Here is a 13,824-nt window from a genome sequence, read left to right on the forward strand (position 1 = left end):
TCATCATCGCCACCATTGCATTGACCTCATCCGTGTCGGTTCAGGCGCAGGCCTTCAATGCCTGCGCGATATCGGCCAGCAGGTCGTCGATGTCTTCCAGGCCCACCGACAGCCGCACCAACCCCTCAGAAATGCCGTACTGGGCTCTCTCCTGCGGGGTATAGCTGGAATGGGTCATGCTCGCCGGATGTTGGGCCAGCGATTCGGCATCGCCCAGACTGACGGCACGGCTGAACAATTGCAGGGCATTCATGAAGCGACGACCGGCAGCAATGCCGCCCTTGAGCTCAAAGGCAATCATCCCGCCCGGCAAGCGCATTTGCCGCTGCGCCAGTTCGTATTGGGAAAAACCTGGCAAGCCGGGGTAGTTGATCAACTCCACCTGCGCCTGTTCGACGAGGAACTCGGCGATAGCCTGCGCATTGCTGCAATGACGCTCCATGCGCAAGGTGAGCGTCTTCAGGCCGCGCATCAGCAGTGAGGCATCATGGGGTGAGAGGACAGCGCCGGTCATGTCCTTCAGGCCTTCCAGGCGAATACGGTCAATCAACGCCTTGCGACCAATGACCAGGCCAGCAGTGATGTCACCGTGACCGCTGAGGTATTTGGTTGCTGAATGCACCACCAGATCCGCACCCAGTTCCAGCGGACGCTGCAGGTACGGTGTGCAGTAGGTGTTGTCGACCACGACGAGGATGCCGTGCCGATGGGCAATTTTCGCCACGGCGGCAATGTCTGTGAGCTGCATGTTAGGGTTCGCGGGCGACTCGAAGTAGATCACCCGCGTGGCTGGAGTGATCGCGCTTTCGAGCGCTTGCAGGTCGCTCATATCGACATGCCGCGAGGTGACACCAAACTCGCCGATACCATGATGCAAGAACGCGAAGGTGCAGCCATACAGGGTACGGCCCAACAGAATTTCGTCACCGGGGCGCAGTAAGGTCCATAACGTGGAGGTAATCGCGCCCATGCCCGACGCCAGCGCCAGCCCGGCCTCGCCGCCTTCCAGCGAGGCCATGCGCGCCTCCAGCAAAGCCAGGGTCGGGTTGGAAATTCGGCTGTAGAAGTACCCCGCTTCCTCCCCTGCGAAGCACGCAGCGCCGTACTCGACCGATGGAAAGGCGAACGTTGCAGTCTGGTAGATCGGTGGCACCAATGCACCGTTGTGCGCCAGCGGATCGTAACCATGGTGAATGGCACGCGTAGAAAAACCGGTTTTATTGTTGGAGTCGCGCATGGCAACAGCCTCGTGTGGTTTGCTATAAGCTTATGCCACTCAAGTGCTGATATTTTTCCAAATAAACCCAGTCAACCTGGCATTTATTGGCATAAAAACAATAATAAAGGACCGTGGAGGGCAAATTATGCCTAGCGCCATCGACCGTACCGACCGAGCCCTGCTGGGTGCCTTGCAAGACAATGCCAGGCTCACCGTCGCCGAGCTGGCTGACAGTGTCTCACTGACCACCTCACCTTGTTGGCGGCGGGTCAAACTGCTGGAAGAAACCGGCTACATCACTGGCTACCAGGCCATCCTCTCGCCCAAGGCTCTGGGGTTCGGCGTAACCGCGTTCGTGAGCATCATGATGGACTCGCACACCAAGGAAATGGCGCGCGCCTTCGAACAGCGACTGATGGAAATTCCCGAGATCGTCGCCTGCCACAACATCTCCGGGCGCTACGACTTCCTGCTGGAAATCCTTGCCCGCGATCTGGAGTCGTTTGGCGAATTCACCCGCGAGGTGCTGCAGTCATTACCGGGAGTGAAAGAAATCTATTCGAGTTTTTCCTTCAAGGCGGTGAAGGAACGGCGGGTGATTCCGGTGTCGGAAAAACACATCTGACCTCGGCTCATACACAGAGTACAGGGCCGTTGACAATAAAAAACCCCGCGACAAGCGCGGGGTTTTCGGTCAAGCCAGGTGCTTAGATCGCGCCGCGCTTACGCAGCACGTCGAGCACTTGCTTCACGCCGTCTTCCAGGCTGACGGTCTGGGTGTCGATCACCAGGTCGGCATCCAGCGGCACATCGTACGGGAAGGACTCACCCGGAATGTTGTCGCCACCGGCAGCATAGAGCCCTTGCGGGTCACGCTCGCGGCAAACCATTGGCGAGGCCTGGACGTATACCGTGACCAGGCGCTCCTTGCCGATCAGCGCCTTGGCCTGTTCACGGCCTTCGGCATCCGGCGCGACGAAGGCCGCCAGGGTCAGCAGACCCGCTTCGTTGAACTGACGCGCTACGTGTGCAGCACGACGCCAGTTCTCGGTACGCCCGGCGCGGTCCTGTGGCAGCCCTTTGTTCAGGTCGTGACGCAGGTTCTGACCATCGAGCACGTAGACCGCACGGCCCATGTCGAACAGTTTGCGCTCAACGGCATACGCCAAGGTGCTCTTGCCCGCGCCCGACAGGCCGCTGAACAGCACGGTAGCCGGTTGCTGACCGAAACGCAGTGCACGCTCTTCAGTGGCCACGTGCGCCATCTTGCCGTGATGACCCACCGAACCGTGCGGTACAACCGGTGGCGCGATGATCATGCCGGCACCCACGGTGCCGTTGGTCAAACGGTCGATGACAATGAAAGCACCGGTCGTGCGGTTGCTGTCATAGCCGTCGAGGGCAATCGGCGCGTCCAGGCTGACCTTGACCCGACCGATTTCATTGAGCTGCAACGCACTGGCGGCGCCCTGCTCCAAGGTGTTCACATCAACCTTGTGGGTGATGCTGGCAATCGAGCCCGGCACGTAGCTGGTGGCACGTTTGATGTCGTACTTCTTGCCCGGCAGCATGGGCTCTTCAGCCATCCACACCAGCATGGCATCGAACTGATCGGTGACCGGTGGAACGTTGTCGGCATGTACCAGCAAGTCACCACGGGAGATATCGATCTCATCTTCCATGGTCAGGGTTACGGCCTGGCCTGGACCCGCCTGCTCCAGTTCACCTTCAAAGGTGACGATGGATTTGACCCGGCTGCTCTTGCCCGACGGCAGCACGACAATCTCGTCGCCCTTGTACACGACACCGCTGGCCAAGGTACCGGCAAAGCCACGGAAGTTCAGGTTCGGCCGGTTCACGTACTGCACCGGGAAGCGCAGGTCGGTGAAGTTGCGGTCGGCGGCGACTTCCACGGTTTCAAGAATTTCCATCAGCGCAGGGCCGGTGTACCACGGCGAACGCTCGCTGCGGTTGACCACGTTGTCGCCCTTGAGTGCCGACATCGGTACAAAGTGCAGGCTGCTCGGGTTCAAATTGATCGCATCGGCAAACTTCAGGTAGTCGGCCTTGATCGACTCGAAGACCTGCTCATCGAAGCCCTTGAGGTCCATCTTGTTGATGGCAACAACGATGTGCTTGATGCCCAGCAGCGACGCAATGTAGCTGTGACGGCGGGTCTGGGTCTGCACGCCATAGCGGGCATCGACCAGAATGATCGCCAGGTCGCAGGTAGAAGCACCGGTCGCCATGTTGCGGGTGTACTGCTCATGGCCTGGGGTGTCGGCAATGATGAACTTGCGCTTGGCGGTGGAGAAATAGCGGTAGGCCACATCGATGGTGATGCCCTGCTCACGCTCGGCCTGCAGGCCGTCGACCAGCAGCGCCAGATCGATGTCTTCGCCAGTGGTGCCGACTTTCTTCGAGTCGCGGGTGATCGCTTCCAGATGGTCTTCGTAGATCATCTTGGAGTCGTGCAGCAGGCGCCCGATCAGGGTGCTCTTGCCGTCATCGACGTTACCGCAGGTCAAAAAGCGCAGCAGTTCTTTACGTTCGTGCTGGGCCAGGTAAGCGAGGATGTCCTCGCTGATCAATTCGGATTGGTGCGACATGCTCTGACCCTAACTTAGAAGTAGCCTTGACGTTTCTTGTCTTCCATCGAACCGGCGCCATCGTGGTCGATGACACGGCCCTGGCGTTCGGACGTTCGCGTCAGGAGCATTTCCTGAATGATGTCCGTAAGGGTTTCAGCTTCGGACTCCACCGCGCCCGTCAACGGGTAGCAGCCAAGGGTACGGAAACGCACTTTCTTCTTGACGATACGAGCCTTCTCCTCGTCGGAGAGGTGCTCGAGAATGCGTTCGTCATCGATCATGATCAGCGTGCCGTTCTTCTCGATCACTTCGCGCTCGGCAGCGAAGTACAGCGGTACGATCGGAATACCTTCCAGGTAGATGTACTGCCAGATATCCAGCTCGGTCCAGTTCGACAGCGGGAACACACGAATCGACTCGCCCTTGTTCACCTTGCCGTTGTAGACGTTCCACAGCTCAGGACGCTGGTTCTTCGGGTCCCAGCGGTGCTTGCTGTCGCGGAACGAGTACACGCGCTCCTTGGCGCGGGATTTCTCTTCATCGCGACGAGCACCACCGAACGCAGCATCGAAACCATACTTGTCCAGTGCCTGCTTCAGGCCCTCGGTCTTCATGATGTCGGTGTGCTTGGCGCTGCCGTGGGTGAACGGGTTGATCCCCTGGGCGATACCTTCAGGGTTAACGTGGGTGATCAACTCCAGGCCCATTTCCTCGACCATCTTGTCGCGGAAGCTGTACATCTCCTGGAATTTCCACTGCGTGTCGACATGCATCACTGGAAACGGCAGCTTGCCCGGGAAGAAAGCCTTGCGCGCCAGATGCAGCATCACTGCCGAATCCTTGCCAATCGAGTACAGCATCACCGGGTTATCGAACTCGGCGGCCACCTCACGAATGATGTGGATGCTCTCCGCCTCCAACTGTTTCAAATGCGTCAGTTTGTCGACCATGGCTACTCACGGAAAATCGATCTTATGGACGGCCAGCGGGCCGTGTTCGCGTTCGGCACTCTAGCACAGCGTCCAATTCTATTGAGGAAGCAAACTAGAACGAAACGGTATAAGAATATGCCTAGGGGTTTTGAGTTTCAGATGGGGTTCGGGCAATCAATGAACAGATGCTCCAGCGCAAATCGCCGCGCCAAGTAATCGCCCAGTGCTTGCACACCATAACGCTCGGTTGCGTGATGACCCGCGGCGATGAAGCTGATGCCGTTTTCCCGTGCACTGTGGAAGGTCTGCTCGGACGCTTCACCACTGAGGAACAAATCGACACCCGCGGCAATCGCTTGATCAATGTAACCCTGGCCACCGCCCGTACACCAGCCGACCCGGCGAATAACCCCTTCACCTTCGATCAGCAGGGGTTCACGCCCCATCACATCCTGCACCTTGCGGGCAAAATCGCGGGCAGAGAGCGGTTCGGCCAACGAGCCGACCAACCCCACTACCCGTGGGTTTTCAGGATCCAGCGGACCTTCAACGGTGATATCCAGTTGCCGCGCCAGTTGCACGTTGTTACCGACTTCCGGGTGCAGGTCCAGCGGCAGGTGATAGGCCAACAGGCTCAGGTCATGCTTGAGCAGGGTCTTCAGGCGGCGCTGTTTCATGCCCGTGATGCAAGGGTTTTCACCCTTCCAGAAGTAGCCATGGTGAACCAGCACCAGATCGGCACCCGCCTCGACAGCGGCATCAAGCAACGCCTGGCTGGCAGTGACGCCACTCACGATGCGCGTCACCTGTGGATTGCCCTCGACCTGCAGGCCATTGGGGCAGTAATCCTGGATTTTTGCACTGCCAAGGTAACGGTCGGCTTCCTCGACCAGGGTACTCAGGGCGACAGCCATGAAAAGACTCCTCAATTCAGCAGTTCAGCGCGGCACAAGGCCTCGTATAATGAACGTCATTATGGGCCGTCGACCGGTTTGGGGAAACCGACGGCATACGCCAGGGGGCGCCGGGTCAACTACCGCTATCCGTCAACATGCTGCGCAGTTTCAGCGCAGCGCCTGACGCAGTATGATCGCGCGCCTCCCTACTTCGCGGCCCTCTGCCATCTCCCGAGACTCGCTCAATGTTCAAGGCTTTGCGTTACTTTGGCTGGCCACTGCTGACCGGTGTACTGATCGCCCTGCTGGTCATCCTGCGCTTCCCGCAATGGGTCGGTTTGCCCAGCCAGGACGTCAATTTGCAACAGGCACCGCAAACCACACGCATCATGCAGGGACCGGTGTCCTATGCCGATGCGGTGAACATTGCCGCTCCCGCCGTGGTCAACCTGTACACCACCAAAGTGGTGAACAAGAGCGCTCACCCGCTGTTCGAAGACCCGCAGTTCCGCCGATTCTTCGGCGACAACCTGCCCAAGCAAAAACGCTGGGAGTCCAGCCTGGGTTCGGCAGTGATCATGAGCCCGGAAGGCTACCTGCTGACCAATAACCACGTGACCGCAGGGGCCGACCAGATTGTGGTGGCGCTCAAGGACGGCCGCGAAACCCTCGCCCGCGTCATTGGTAGCGACCCTGAGACAGACCTCGCGGTACTGAAGATCGACCTGAAAAACCTGCCCTCGATCACCATTGGTCGCTCCGACGGTATTCATATCGGCGATGTCGCCCTTGCCATTGGCAACCCGTTTGGCGTCGGCCAAACCGTCACCATGGGGATCATCAGCGCCACCGGGCGTAACCAGCTGGGCTTGAACACCTATGAAGACTTCATCCAGACCGACGCGGCGATCAACCCGGGTAACTCAGGCGGCGCGCTGGTCGATGCCAACGGCAACCTGACCGGTATCAATACGGCGATTTTCTCCAAGTCCGGCGGCTCGCAGGGCATTGGCTTCGCCATCCCGACCAACCTGGCACTGGAAGTCATGAAGTCGATCATCGAGCATGGCCAGGTTATCCGTGGCTGGCTGGGTATCGAAGTGCAGCCATTGACCCAGGAACTGGCAGATTCGTTCGGCCTGCAGGGTCGGCCAGGTATCGTCGTCGCCGGGATCTTCCGCGATGGACCAGCGCAAAAAGCCGGCCTGCAATTGGGCGATGTGATCCTGAGCATCAATGGTGAGGCCGCCGGTGACGGCCGTCGCTCGATGAACCAGGTGGCGCGGACCAAACCCAATGACAAAGTGGCGATCGAGGTGATTCGCAACGGCAAGGAGCTCAAGCTGATCGCGGAAGTCGGCCTGCGTCCGCCACCTGCGCCCGTACAGACAGAAAACAACTGATCCCGTAACGCAATCGCCGGCAAAGCCGGCGATTGCGTTTCAGCCCTTAGTGCAGGATCTGACTCAAGAACAGCTTGGTTCGCTCGTTCTGTGGCCGGTCAAAGAAGTCGTTCGGCGGCGCCTGCTCAACGATCTCTCCTTTGTCCATGAAGATCACCCGGTTCGCCACGGTCCGGGCAAAGCCCATTTCGTGGGTCACGCAAAGCATGGTCATGCCGTCTTCGGCCAGGCCGATCATGGTGTCGAGCACTTCCTTGACCATCTCCGGATCGAGCGCCGACGTAGGCTCATCGAACAGCATGATCTTCGGCTTCATGCACAATGCCCGGGCAATCGCTACCCGCTGCTGCTGACCACCGGACAACTGCCCCGGATACTTGTTGGCCTGCTCCGGAATCCTGACCCGCTCCAGGTAGTGCATGGCGATTTCTTCGGCCTTGCGCTTGGGCATCTTGCGTACCCACATGGGGGCCAAGGTGCAGTTCTGCAAAATGGTCAGGTGCGGAAACAGATTGAAGTGCTGGAACACCATGCCCACTTCACGGCGAATCGCCTCGATCTGCTTGAGGTCGTTGGTCAGCTCGACACCATCAACCACGATGCGACCTTGCTGGTGCTCTTCAAGGCGATTGAGGCAACGGATGGTCGTCGACTTGCCCGAGCCCGAAGGCCCGCACAGGACGATACGCTCACCTTGGCGCACGTTCAGGTTGATATCCTTGAGCACGTGGAACTGGCCGTACCACTTGTTCACGCCCTGCATCTGAATAATGCCTTCAGGGCTCACAGGCTGTTTGATCGCTTCACTCATGGGAACACTCCTAACGCTTGTGGCCTGTGTCCAGCTTACGCTCCAGATGCATGGAGTAGCGGGACATACCGAAACAGAAAATCCAGAACACCAGGGCGGCGAAGACATAGCCTTCGGTCGCCATACCCAGCCATTTAGGGTCGGCGGCGGCCTGCTTGACACTATTGAGCAGGTCGAAAAGGCCGATGATGATGACCAGGCTGGTGTCCTTGAACAGGGCAATGAAGGTGTTGACGATGCCGGGGATAACCAGTTTCAGGGCTTGCGGCAAAATCACCAGGCCCATGGCCCGCCAATAGCCCAGGCCCATGGCGGCAGCCGCCTCGTATTGCCCCTTGGGAATGGCCTGCAGGCCACCGCGCACCACCTCGGCAATGTAGGCCGACTGGAACAGGATTACCCCGATCATCGCCCGCAGCAGCTTGTCGAAGCTCATGCCTTCAGGCAGGAACAGCGGCAGCATTACCGACGACATGAACAGCACCGTGATCAACGGCACGCCACGCCAGAACTCAATGAACGTGACACACACCACGCGCACTGCCGGCATCCTCGAACGCCGCCCCAGTGCCAACAGAATGCCCAGCGGCAATGCGCCAACGATACCCACGGTGGCGATCACCAGGGTCAGCATCAAGCCCCCCCATTGGCTGGTCGCCACCGCAACCAAGCCCAGGTAACCACCGTGCAGCAGGGTGTAGGCCAGTACGGGGTACATCACCAGGAACGCCAGGCCGTAGACAACCTTGTGTGGGACCCGGGCAATAAACAGGGGCGCCGCGCCAATCACTGCCAGCCACACCGTAAGGTCGACCCGCCAGCGCAGTTCGCTGGGGTAATAGCCGTACATGAACTGACCGAAACGCTGCTGAATGAACACCCAGCAGGCGCCGTGCTTGGTGCAGTCGGCCTGAGTGGTGCCCACCCAGTTGGCATTGATGAATGCCCACTGCAACAGGGGGGGCACGATCAGCCAGACCAGATACACGGCAAACAGGGTCAACAAGGTGTTGAGCCAGCTGGAGAACAGGTTGTTGCGCATCCATGCGAGGACACCGACGGCTTTAACCGGCGGCGGCATATCGGGTTTGAAAACATGGGTACTCATGCGCTTGTCCTCACCGCTCGATCAGCGCAATGCGCTTGTTGTACCAGTTCATCAGCAGGGAAATGCTGATGCTGATGGCCAGATAGACGCTCATGGTGATGGCGATCACTTCGATAGCCTGGCCGGTCTGGTTGAGCACGGTACCGGCGAACAGCGAAACCATTTCCGGATAGCCAATACCCGCTGCCAACGAGGAGTTCTTCGCCAGGTTCAGGTATTGGCTGGTCAGCGGTGGAATGATTACGCGCAGTGCCTGGGGAATGATGACCTTGCGCAGGGTTGGCCCTTCACGCAGGCCCAATGAACGCGCGGCTTCGGTCTGGCCGTGGCTGACCGAGCGAATCCCGGAGCGAACGATCTCGGCAATGAACGCCGCCGTATAGATCGTCAAGGCCAAGGTCAGGGCCAGCAGCTCGGGGATCAGCACCCAGCCGCCCACAAAGTTGAAGCCCTTGAGCTGCGGTACCTCCCAATGCAATGGGCTGCCGATCAACAACGCGCACAACCCGGGAATGGCCAAAAACAGCGCCAGGCCGACCCAGAATTTATGGAACGGCTCACCGGTTTCCTCAAAGCGCTTGTTGGCCACGCGCACCATCAGCACGATGGCGATCACGGCGACCACCAGGCTGCCGACGAATGGCCAGAAACCCTCCGCCACTGAAGCACCCGGCATGTTCAAGCCACGGTTGCTGATAAAGAACGTATCGCCAAAATTGATGCTGCCGCGCGGCCCCGGCAGGGTCAGGAACACCGCGAAGTACCAGAACAGGATCTGCAGCAGCGGCGGAATGTTACGAAAAGTTTCGACGTATACCGTGGCCAGCTTGCTGATCATCCAGTTCGGTGACAACCGGGCCACACCGACGATAAAACCGAGCACGGTCGCCAGGATAATACCGATGAAGGTCACCAGCAGCGTGTTGAGCAGGCCGATGACAAACACCCGGGAATAGCTATCGGACTCGGTGTAGGGAATCAGGTGCTGAGCGATACCGAAACCGGCGCTGCGCTCAAGAAAGTCAAAACCCGAGGTGATGCCTCGGTGTTGCAGGTTCGTTTGGGTATTGTGAAACAAGTACCAACCCAGCCCCAGCACCGCGACCACGGTGATGATCTGGAACAGCCACGCACGCACACGTGGATCGCTCAGGGAAAACCCTTTGGGTGCGCCGATTTTATTTTGCATGAAATGCCCCGAAGAGAAGGAACGAAACGGCCTGCAGCAGCACGCTGCCACAGGCCGTACCCATCAGCGCACTGGTGGCGCGTACTGGATGCCGCCGTTGTTCCAGAGGGCATTCAGGCCACGGTCGATCTTCAGATCGGTGCTCTTGCCAAGGTTCCTCTCGAAGACTTCGCCGTAGTTACCGACTTGCTTGACGATCTGTACGACCCAATCTTTGGGCAGCTTGAGGTCTTTGCCATACTCACCGTCAGCACCGAGCAGACGGGCGACGTCAGGGTTCTTGGTCGATTTCGCTTCAGCTTCGACATTCTTCGAGGTGATACCCGCCTCTTCAGCATTGATCATGGCGAACAGGGTCCACTTGACGATGCTGAACCACTCTTCATCGCCCTTGCGCACAACAGGGCCCAGTGGCTCCTTGGAGATGGTTTCAGGCAACACGACATAATCGTTTGGTGACCCGAGCTTGGAGCGCTGAGCATAGAGCTGCGATTTGTCGGAGGTCAGCACGTCGCAACGGCCGGACTCCAGCGACTTGGCGCTTTCATCGGAGGTATCGAAGGTGATGGGGGTGTACTTCAGGCCATTGGCGCGGAAGTAGTCGGAGACGTTGAGTTCAGTGGTGGTACCGGCCTGGATGCAGATGGTTGCGCCATCCAGCTCCTTGGCGCTGGAAACGCCAAGTTTCTTGTTCACCAGGAAGCCTACACCGTCGTAATAAGTGACGCCTGCGAACACCAGGCCCATGCCGGCATCGCGCGAACTGGTCCAGGTAGTGTTACGCGATAGCACATCCACTTCACCGGACTGCAACGCAGTGAAACGCTCCTTGGCGTTCAACTGACTGAACTTGACCTTGTTCGCATCGCCGAAGACCGCAGCGGCGACAGCGCGGCAGACGTCGGCATCGATACCCACGATCTTGCCCTTGGCATCCGGCACCGAGAAGCCCGGCAAGCCGTCACTCACGCCACACTGGACGAAACCCTTCTTCTGCACGGCATCGAAGGTTGCACCGGCCTGCGCAAACGCACTGATACCCAGTGCGGCGGCAGCGGTAACGACTGCCAGAGTGGATTTCAACATCTTCATTAAAACCTCCAGATTGCTCTTGTTGTGTTCGAGCCGATTGCACCGCACCCTTATGAGGCGCATCCGACCCGCGCTGGCTTGCTTTTGGGTCAATGGCGCAATAACGCTGTTCTGTGACAGCCTTTGATCGCTAAATGGTGTTACCGTCGGAACGCCTCGCGTCACGTCGGAAGGTTCATAGCAAGGCGCGTACCACTCTGGGCCGCTTAAGCGATTCAGTGTGCGCCAATAGGTAAACTTGTCGCCTTTCGACAAGTTTTTCCCGGATCGAACCGACACGCCTCCTTTTCATGCACTCAATAAGAGCGTGCGCACATTTTCGGAGCAGTAATGAGCAACCCGTTGATACTTGAGCCGCAAAATACCCCCGATGCCTGTGTGATCTGGTTGCACGGTTTGGGGGCAGACCGTTACGACTTCCTGCCGGTCGCCGAAGCCTTGCAGGAACATCTGTTAAGCACCCGCTTTGTGATGCCCCAGGCACCCACCCGCCCGGTGACCATCAACGGTGGCTATGAAATGCCGAGCTGGTACGACATCACTGCCATGAGTCCGGCCCGCTCGATCGATCGCGGGCAACTGGAAGCATCAGCGGACCAGGTCATTGCCTTGATCGAGGCCGAGCGCGCCAAAGGGATCGATCCAACGCGGATTTTTCTCGCCGGCTTTTCACAAGGTGGTGCGGTCGTGCTGCACACCGCGTATATAAAGTGGCAAGGCACGCTGGGCGGTGTCCTGGCCCTGTCAACCTACGCGCCAACCTTCAGCCCGGAACGGGAGCTGAGCGCCAGCCAGCAACGCACCCCTGCCTTGTGCCTGCATGGCCAGTACGACAACGTGGTACAGAACGCCATGGGCCGTACCGCCTACGAGCACCTCAAGCAGTGGGGGGTTAACGTCAGTTGGCAGGAATACCCGATGGAACACGAAGTGTTGCCCGAAGAAATCCACGATATCGGTGCCTGGCTGACACAACACTTGATCTGAAGCACGACTTCCGTGTAGCCGTCAGCGCAATCCACTACGCCGCGCCCGAATCTTGCATTACACTGGCCGGCGTACATTCCTTAACCAATTGACGAGATGACCGTGCTCAAAGCACTCAAGAAGATGTTCGGCAAAGGCGAGGCTGAGCAACTCGCTGCCGAAACCGCTGCCCCCGTGGTGCAGCCACCTGCACAACCCAAGCCCCCTGCCCCATCGGCCCAGCCAGCGGCTCAAGCGCCAGCAGCAGCGCAGGCTGATAAACCGGTAGAACCCAAGCCACGCCGTGAGCGCAAGCCAAAACCAGCGGCATCCAGTTGGAAACTGGAAGACTTCGTGGTTGAACCCCAGGAAGGCAAGACCCGTTTCCACGACTTCAAGCTCTCGCCCGAGCTGATGCATGCCATTCATGACCTGGGCTTCCCCTACTGCACGCCCATCCAGGCGCAAGTATTGGGTTATACCCTGCGCGGTCAGGACGCTATCGGCCGTGCCCAGACCGGCACTGGCAAGACCGCCGCATTCCTGATTTCGATCATTACCCAACTGCAGCAGACCCCGGCCCCCAAAGAGCGCTACATGGGTGAGCCGCGAGCACTGATCATCGCACCGACTCGGGAACTGGTTGTCCAGATCGCCAAGGACGCCGCCACACTGACCAAATACACCGGCCTGAACGTGATGACGTTCGTCGGCGGCATGGACTTCGACAAGCAGCTCAAGCAGCTTGAAGCGCGCCATTGCGACATCCTGGTCGCCACACCGGGCCGCCTGCTGGATTTCAACCAGCGCGGCGAAGTGCACCTGGACATGGTCGAAGTGATGGTGCTGGACGAAGCCGACCGCATGCTCGACATGGGTTTCATCCCGCAGGTACGGCAGATCATTCGCCAGACACCACCGAAAAGCGAACGCCAGACCCTGCTGTTCTCGGCCACCTTCACCGAAGACGTGATGAACCTGGCCAAGCAGTGGACCACCACCCCGGCCATCGTCGAGATCGAGCCGGAGAACGTCGCCAGCGAAACCGTCGAGCAGCACGTCTATGCCGTGGCCGGCAGCGACAAATACAAGTTGCTGTATAACCTGGTAACCCGCAATAAATGGGAACGGGTCATCGTCTTTGCCAACCGCAAGGATGAAGTCCGCCGTATTGAAGAGCGCCTGGTACGCGACGGCGTCAACGCTGCCCAGTTGTCCGGCGACGTGCCGCAACACAAGCGTATCCGCACCCTGGAAAACTTCCGTGAAGGCCGGATCACCGTACTGGTGGCCACCGACGTGGCAGGTCGGGGGATTCACATCGACGGCATCAGCCATGTGATCAACTTCACCCTGCCAGAAGACCCGGACGATTACGTTCACCGTATCGGTCGTACCGGTCGTGCCGGCACCAGCGGCGTATCGATCAGCTTTGCCGGTGAAGATGATTCTTACCAGCTGCCGGCCATCGAAACACTGCTGGGACGCAAGATCAGCTGCGAGATGCCACCGACCGAGTTGCTCGACGCAGTGCCACGCAAACCTCACTGATCGGCTGTACTGCAACACCGAAAACGCTGCCTGCTTCCAGGTGGCGTTTTTTTATGCCGCGATATT

Annotated in this window: 12 protein-coding genes; 4 read left to right on the forward strand and 8 right to left on the reverse strand. The window is 58.9% G+C overall.

Annotated elements, in window-relative coordinates; translation table 11 throughout:
- Positions 1–40: 40 nt before the first annotated feature.
- Positions 41–1,237, reverse strand: coding sequence for a methionine gamma-lyase (locus IE038_RS15500; protein WP_163931908.1), 1,197 nt, complete (start codon positions 1,235–1,237; stop codon positions 41–43).
- 127 nt (positions 1,238–1,364) lie between these two features.
- Here IE038_RS15500 and IE038_RS15505 point away from each other — a divergent pair, with 127 nt between their 5' ends.
- A complete protein-coding gene (locus IE038_RS15505; RefSeq protein ID WP_163931910.1) occupies positions 1,365–1,844 on the forward strand; it encodes an Lrp/AsnC family transcriptional regulator in 480 nt (159 codons plus the stop codon).
- Between the two features lie 82 nt (positions 1,845–1,926).
- Here the strand turns inward: IE038_RS15505 and cysN are convergent, their stop codons facing one another.
- The 3 genes from cysN to IE038_RS15520 all read right to left on the reverse strand — a co-directional run bounded on the left by cysN (position 1,927) and on the right by IE038_RS15520 (position 5,656).
- Positions 1,927–3,828 (reverse strand): sulfate adenylyltransferase subunit CysN, encoded by a 1,902-nt coding sequence (gene cysN, locus IE038_RS15510; RefSeq protein WP_163931913.1) that lies wholly within the window; start codon positions 3,826–3,828, stop codon positions 1,927–1,929.
- Between the two features lie 14 nt (positions 3,829–3,842).
- Positions 3,843–4,760 carry a sulfate adenylyltransferase subunit CysD gene (gene cysD, locus IE038_RS15515; RefSeq protein ID WP_163931916.1) on the reverse strand — a complete coding sequence of 306 codons (918 nt, stop codon included), beginning with the start codon at positions 4,758–4,760 and terminating at the stop codon, positions 3,843–3,845.
- Positions 4,761–4,897: 137 nt separating this feature from the next.
- Positions 4,898–5,656, reverse strand: a complete 759-nt coding sequence (locus IE038_RS15520) for a Nif3-like dinuclear metal center hexameric protein (RefSeq protein ID WP_163931931.1) — start codon at positions 5,654–5,656, stop codon at positions 4,898–4,900.
- Between the two features lie 227 nt (positions 5,657–5,883).
- On the opposite strand from IE038_RS15520, the gene algW reads away from it, so the two are divergent.
- Positions 5,884–7,041, forward strand: a complete 1,158-nt coding sequence (gene algW, locus IE038_RS15525) for a Do family serine endopeptidase AlgW (RefSeq protein WP_163931934.1) — start codon at positions 5,884–5,886, stop codon at positions 7,039–7,041.
- Positions 7,042–7,087: 46 nt separating this feature from the next.
- On the opposite strand, the gene IE038_RS15530 is transcribed toward algW, so the two are convergent.
- The 4 genes from IE038_RS15530 to IE038_RS15545 all read right to left on the reverse strand — a co-directional run bounded on the left by IE038_RS15530 (position 7,088) and on the right by IE038_RS15545 (position 11,241).
- The gene (locus IE038_RS15530; protein WP_065761990.1) at positions 7,088–7,852 is read right to left on the reverse strand and encodes an amino acid ABC transporter ATP-binding protein; all 765 of its coding nucleotides are present in this window, start codon (positions 7,850–7,852) and stop codon (positions 7,088–7,090) included.
- 10 nt (positions 7,853–7,862) lie between these two features.
- A complete protein-coding gene (locus IE038_RS15535) occupies positions 7,863–8,960 on the reverse strand; it encodes an amino acid ABC transporter permease (protein ID WP_189395881.1) in 1,098 nt (365 codons plus the stop codon).
- 10 nt (positions 8,961–8,970) lie between these two features.
- Positions 8,971–10,149: an amino acid ABC transporter permease gene (locus IE038_RS15540; protein WP_163931937.1), complete on the reverse strand. Its 1,179-nt coding sequence runs from the start codon at positions 10,147–10,149 to the stop codon at positions 8,971–8,973.
- Positions 10,150–10,212: 63 nt separating this feature from the next.
- On the reverse strand, positions 10,213–11,241 hold the full coding sequence (locus tag IE038_RS15545; RefSeq protein ID WP_189395882.1) for an amino acid ABC transporter substrate-binding protein: 1,029 nt from the start codon (positions 11,239–11,241) through the stop codon (positions 10,213–10,215).
- A 330-nt stretch (positions 11,242–11,571) separates the two neighbouring features.
- Here IE038_RS15545 and IE038_RS15550 point away from each other — a divergent pair, with 330 nt between their 5' ends.
- Both IE038_RS15550 and rhlB read left to right on the forward strand, forming a co-directional pair.
- Complete coding sequence (locus tag IE038_RS15550) at positions 11,572–12,228, forward strand: alpha/beta hydrolase (protein ID WP_189395883.1); 657 nt, start codon at positions 11,572–11,574, stop codon at positions 12,226–12,228.
- A 102-nt stretch (positions 12,229–12,330) separates the two neighbouring features.
- Entirely contained in the window at positions 12,331–13,758 is a 1,428-nt protein-coding gene (gene rhlB / locus IE038_RS15555; protein WP_229775675.1) for an ATP-dependent RNA helicase RhlB, read from the forward strand.
- The last annotated feature ends 66 nt before the right edge of the window (positions 13,759–13,824 follow it).

This window comes from Pseudomonas laurentiana (assembly GCF_014648275.1).
GTDB classification, from domain to species: Bacteria; Pseudomonadota; Gammaproteobacteria; order Pseudomonadales; family Pseudomonadaceae; genus Aquipseudomonas; species Aquipseudomonas laurentiana.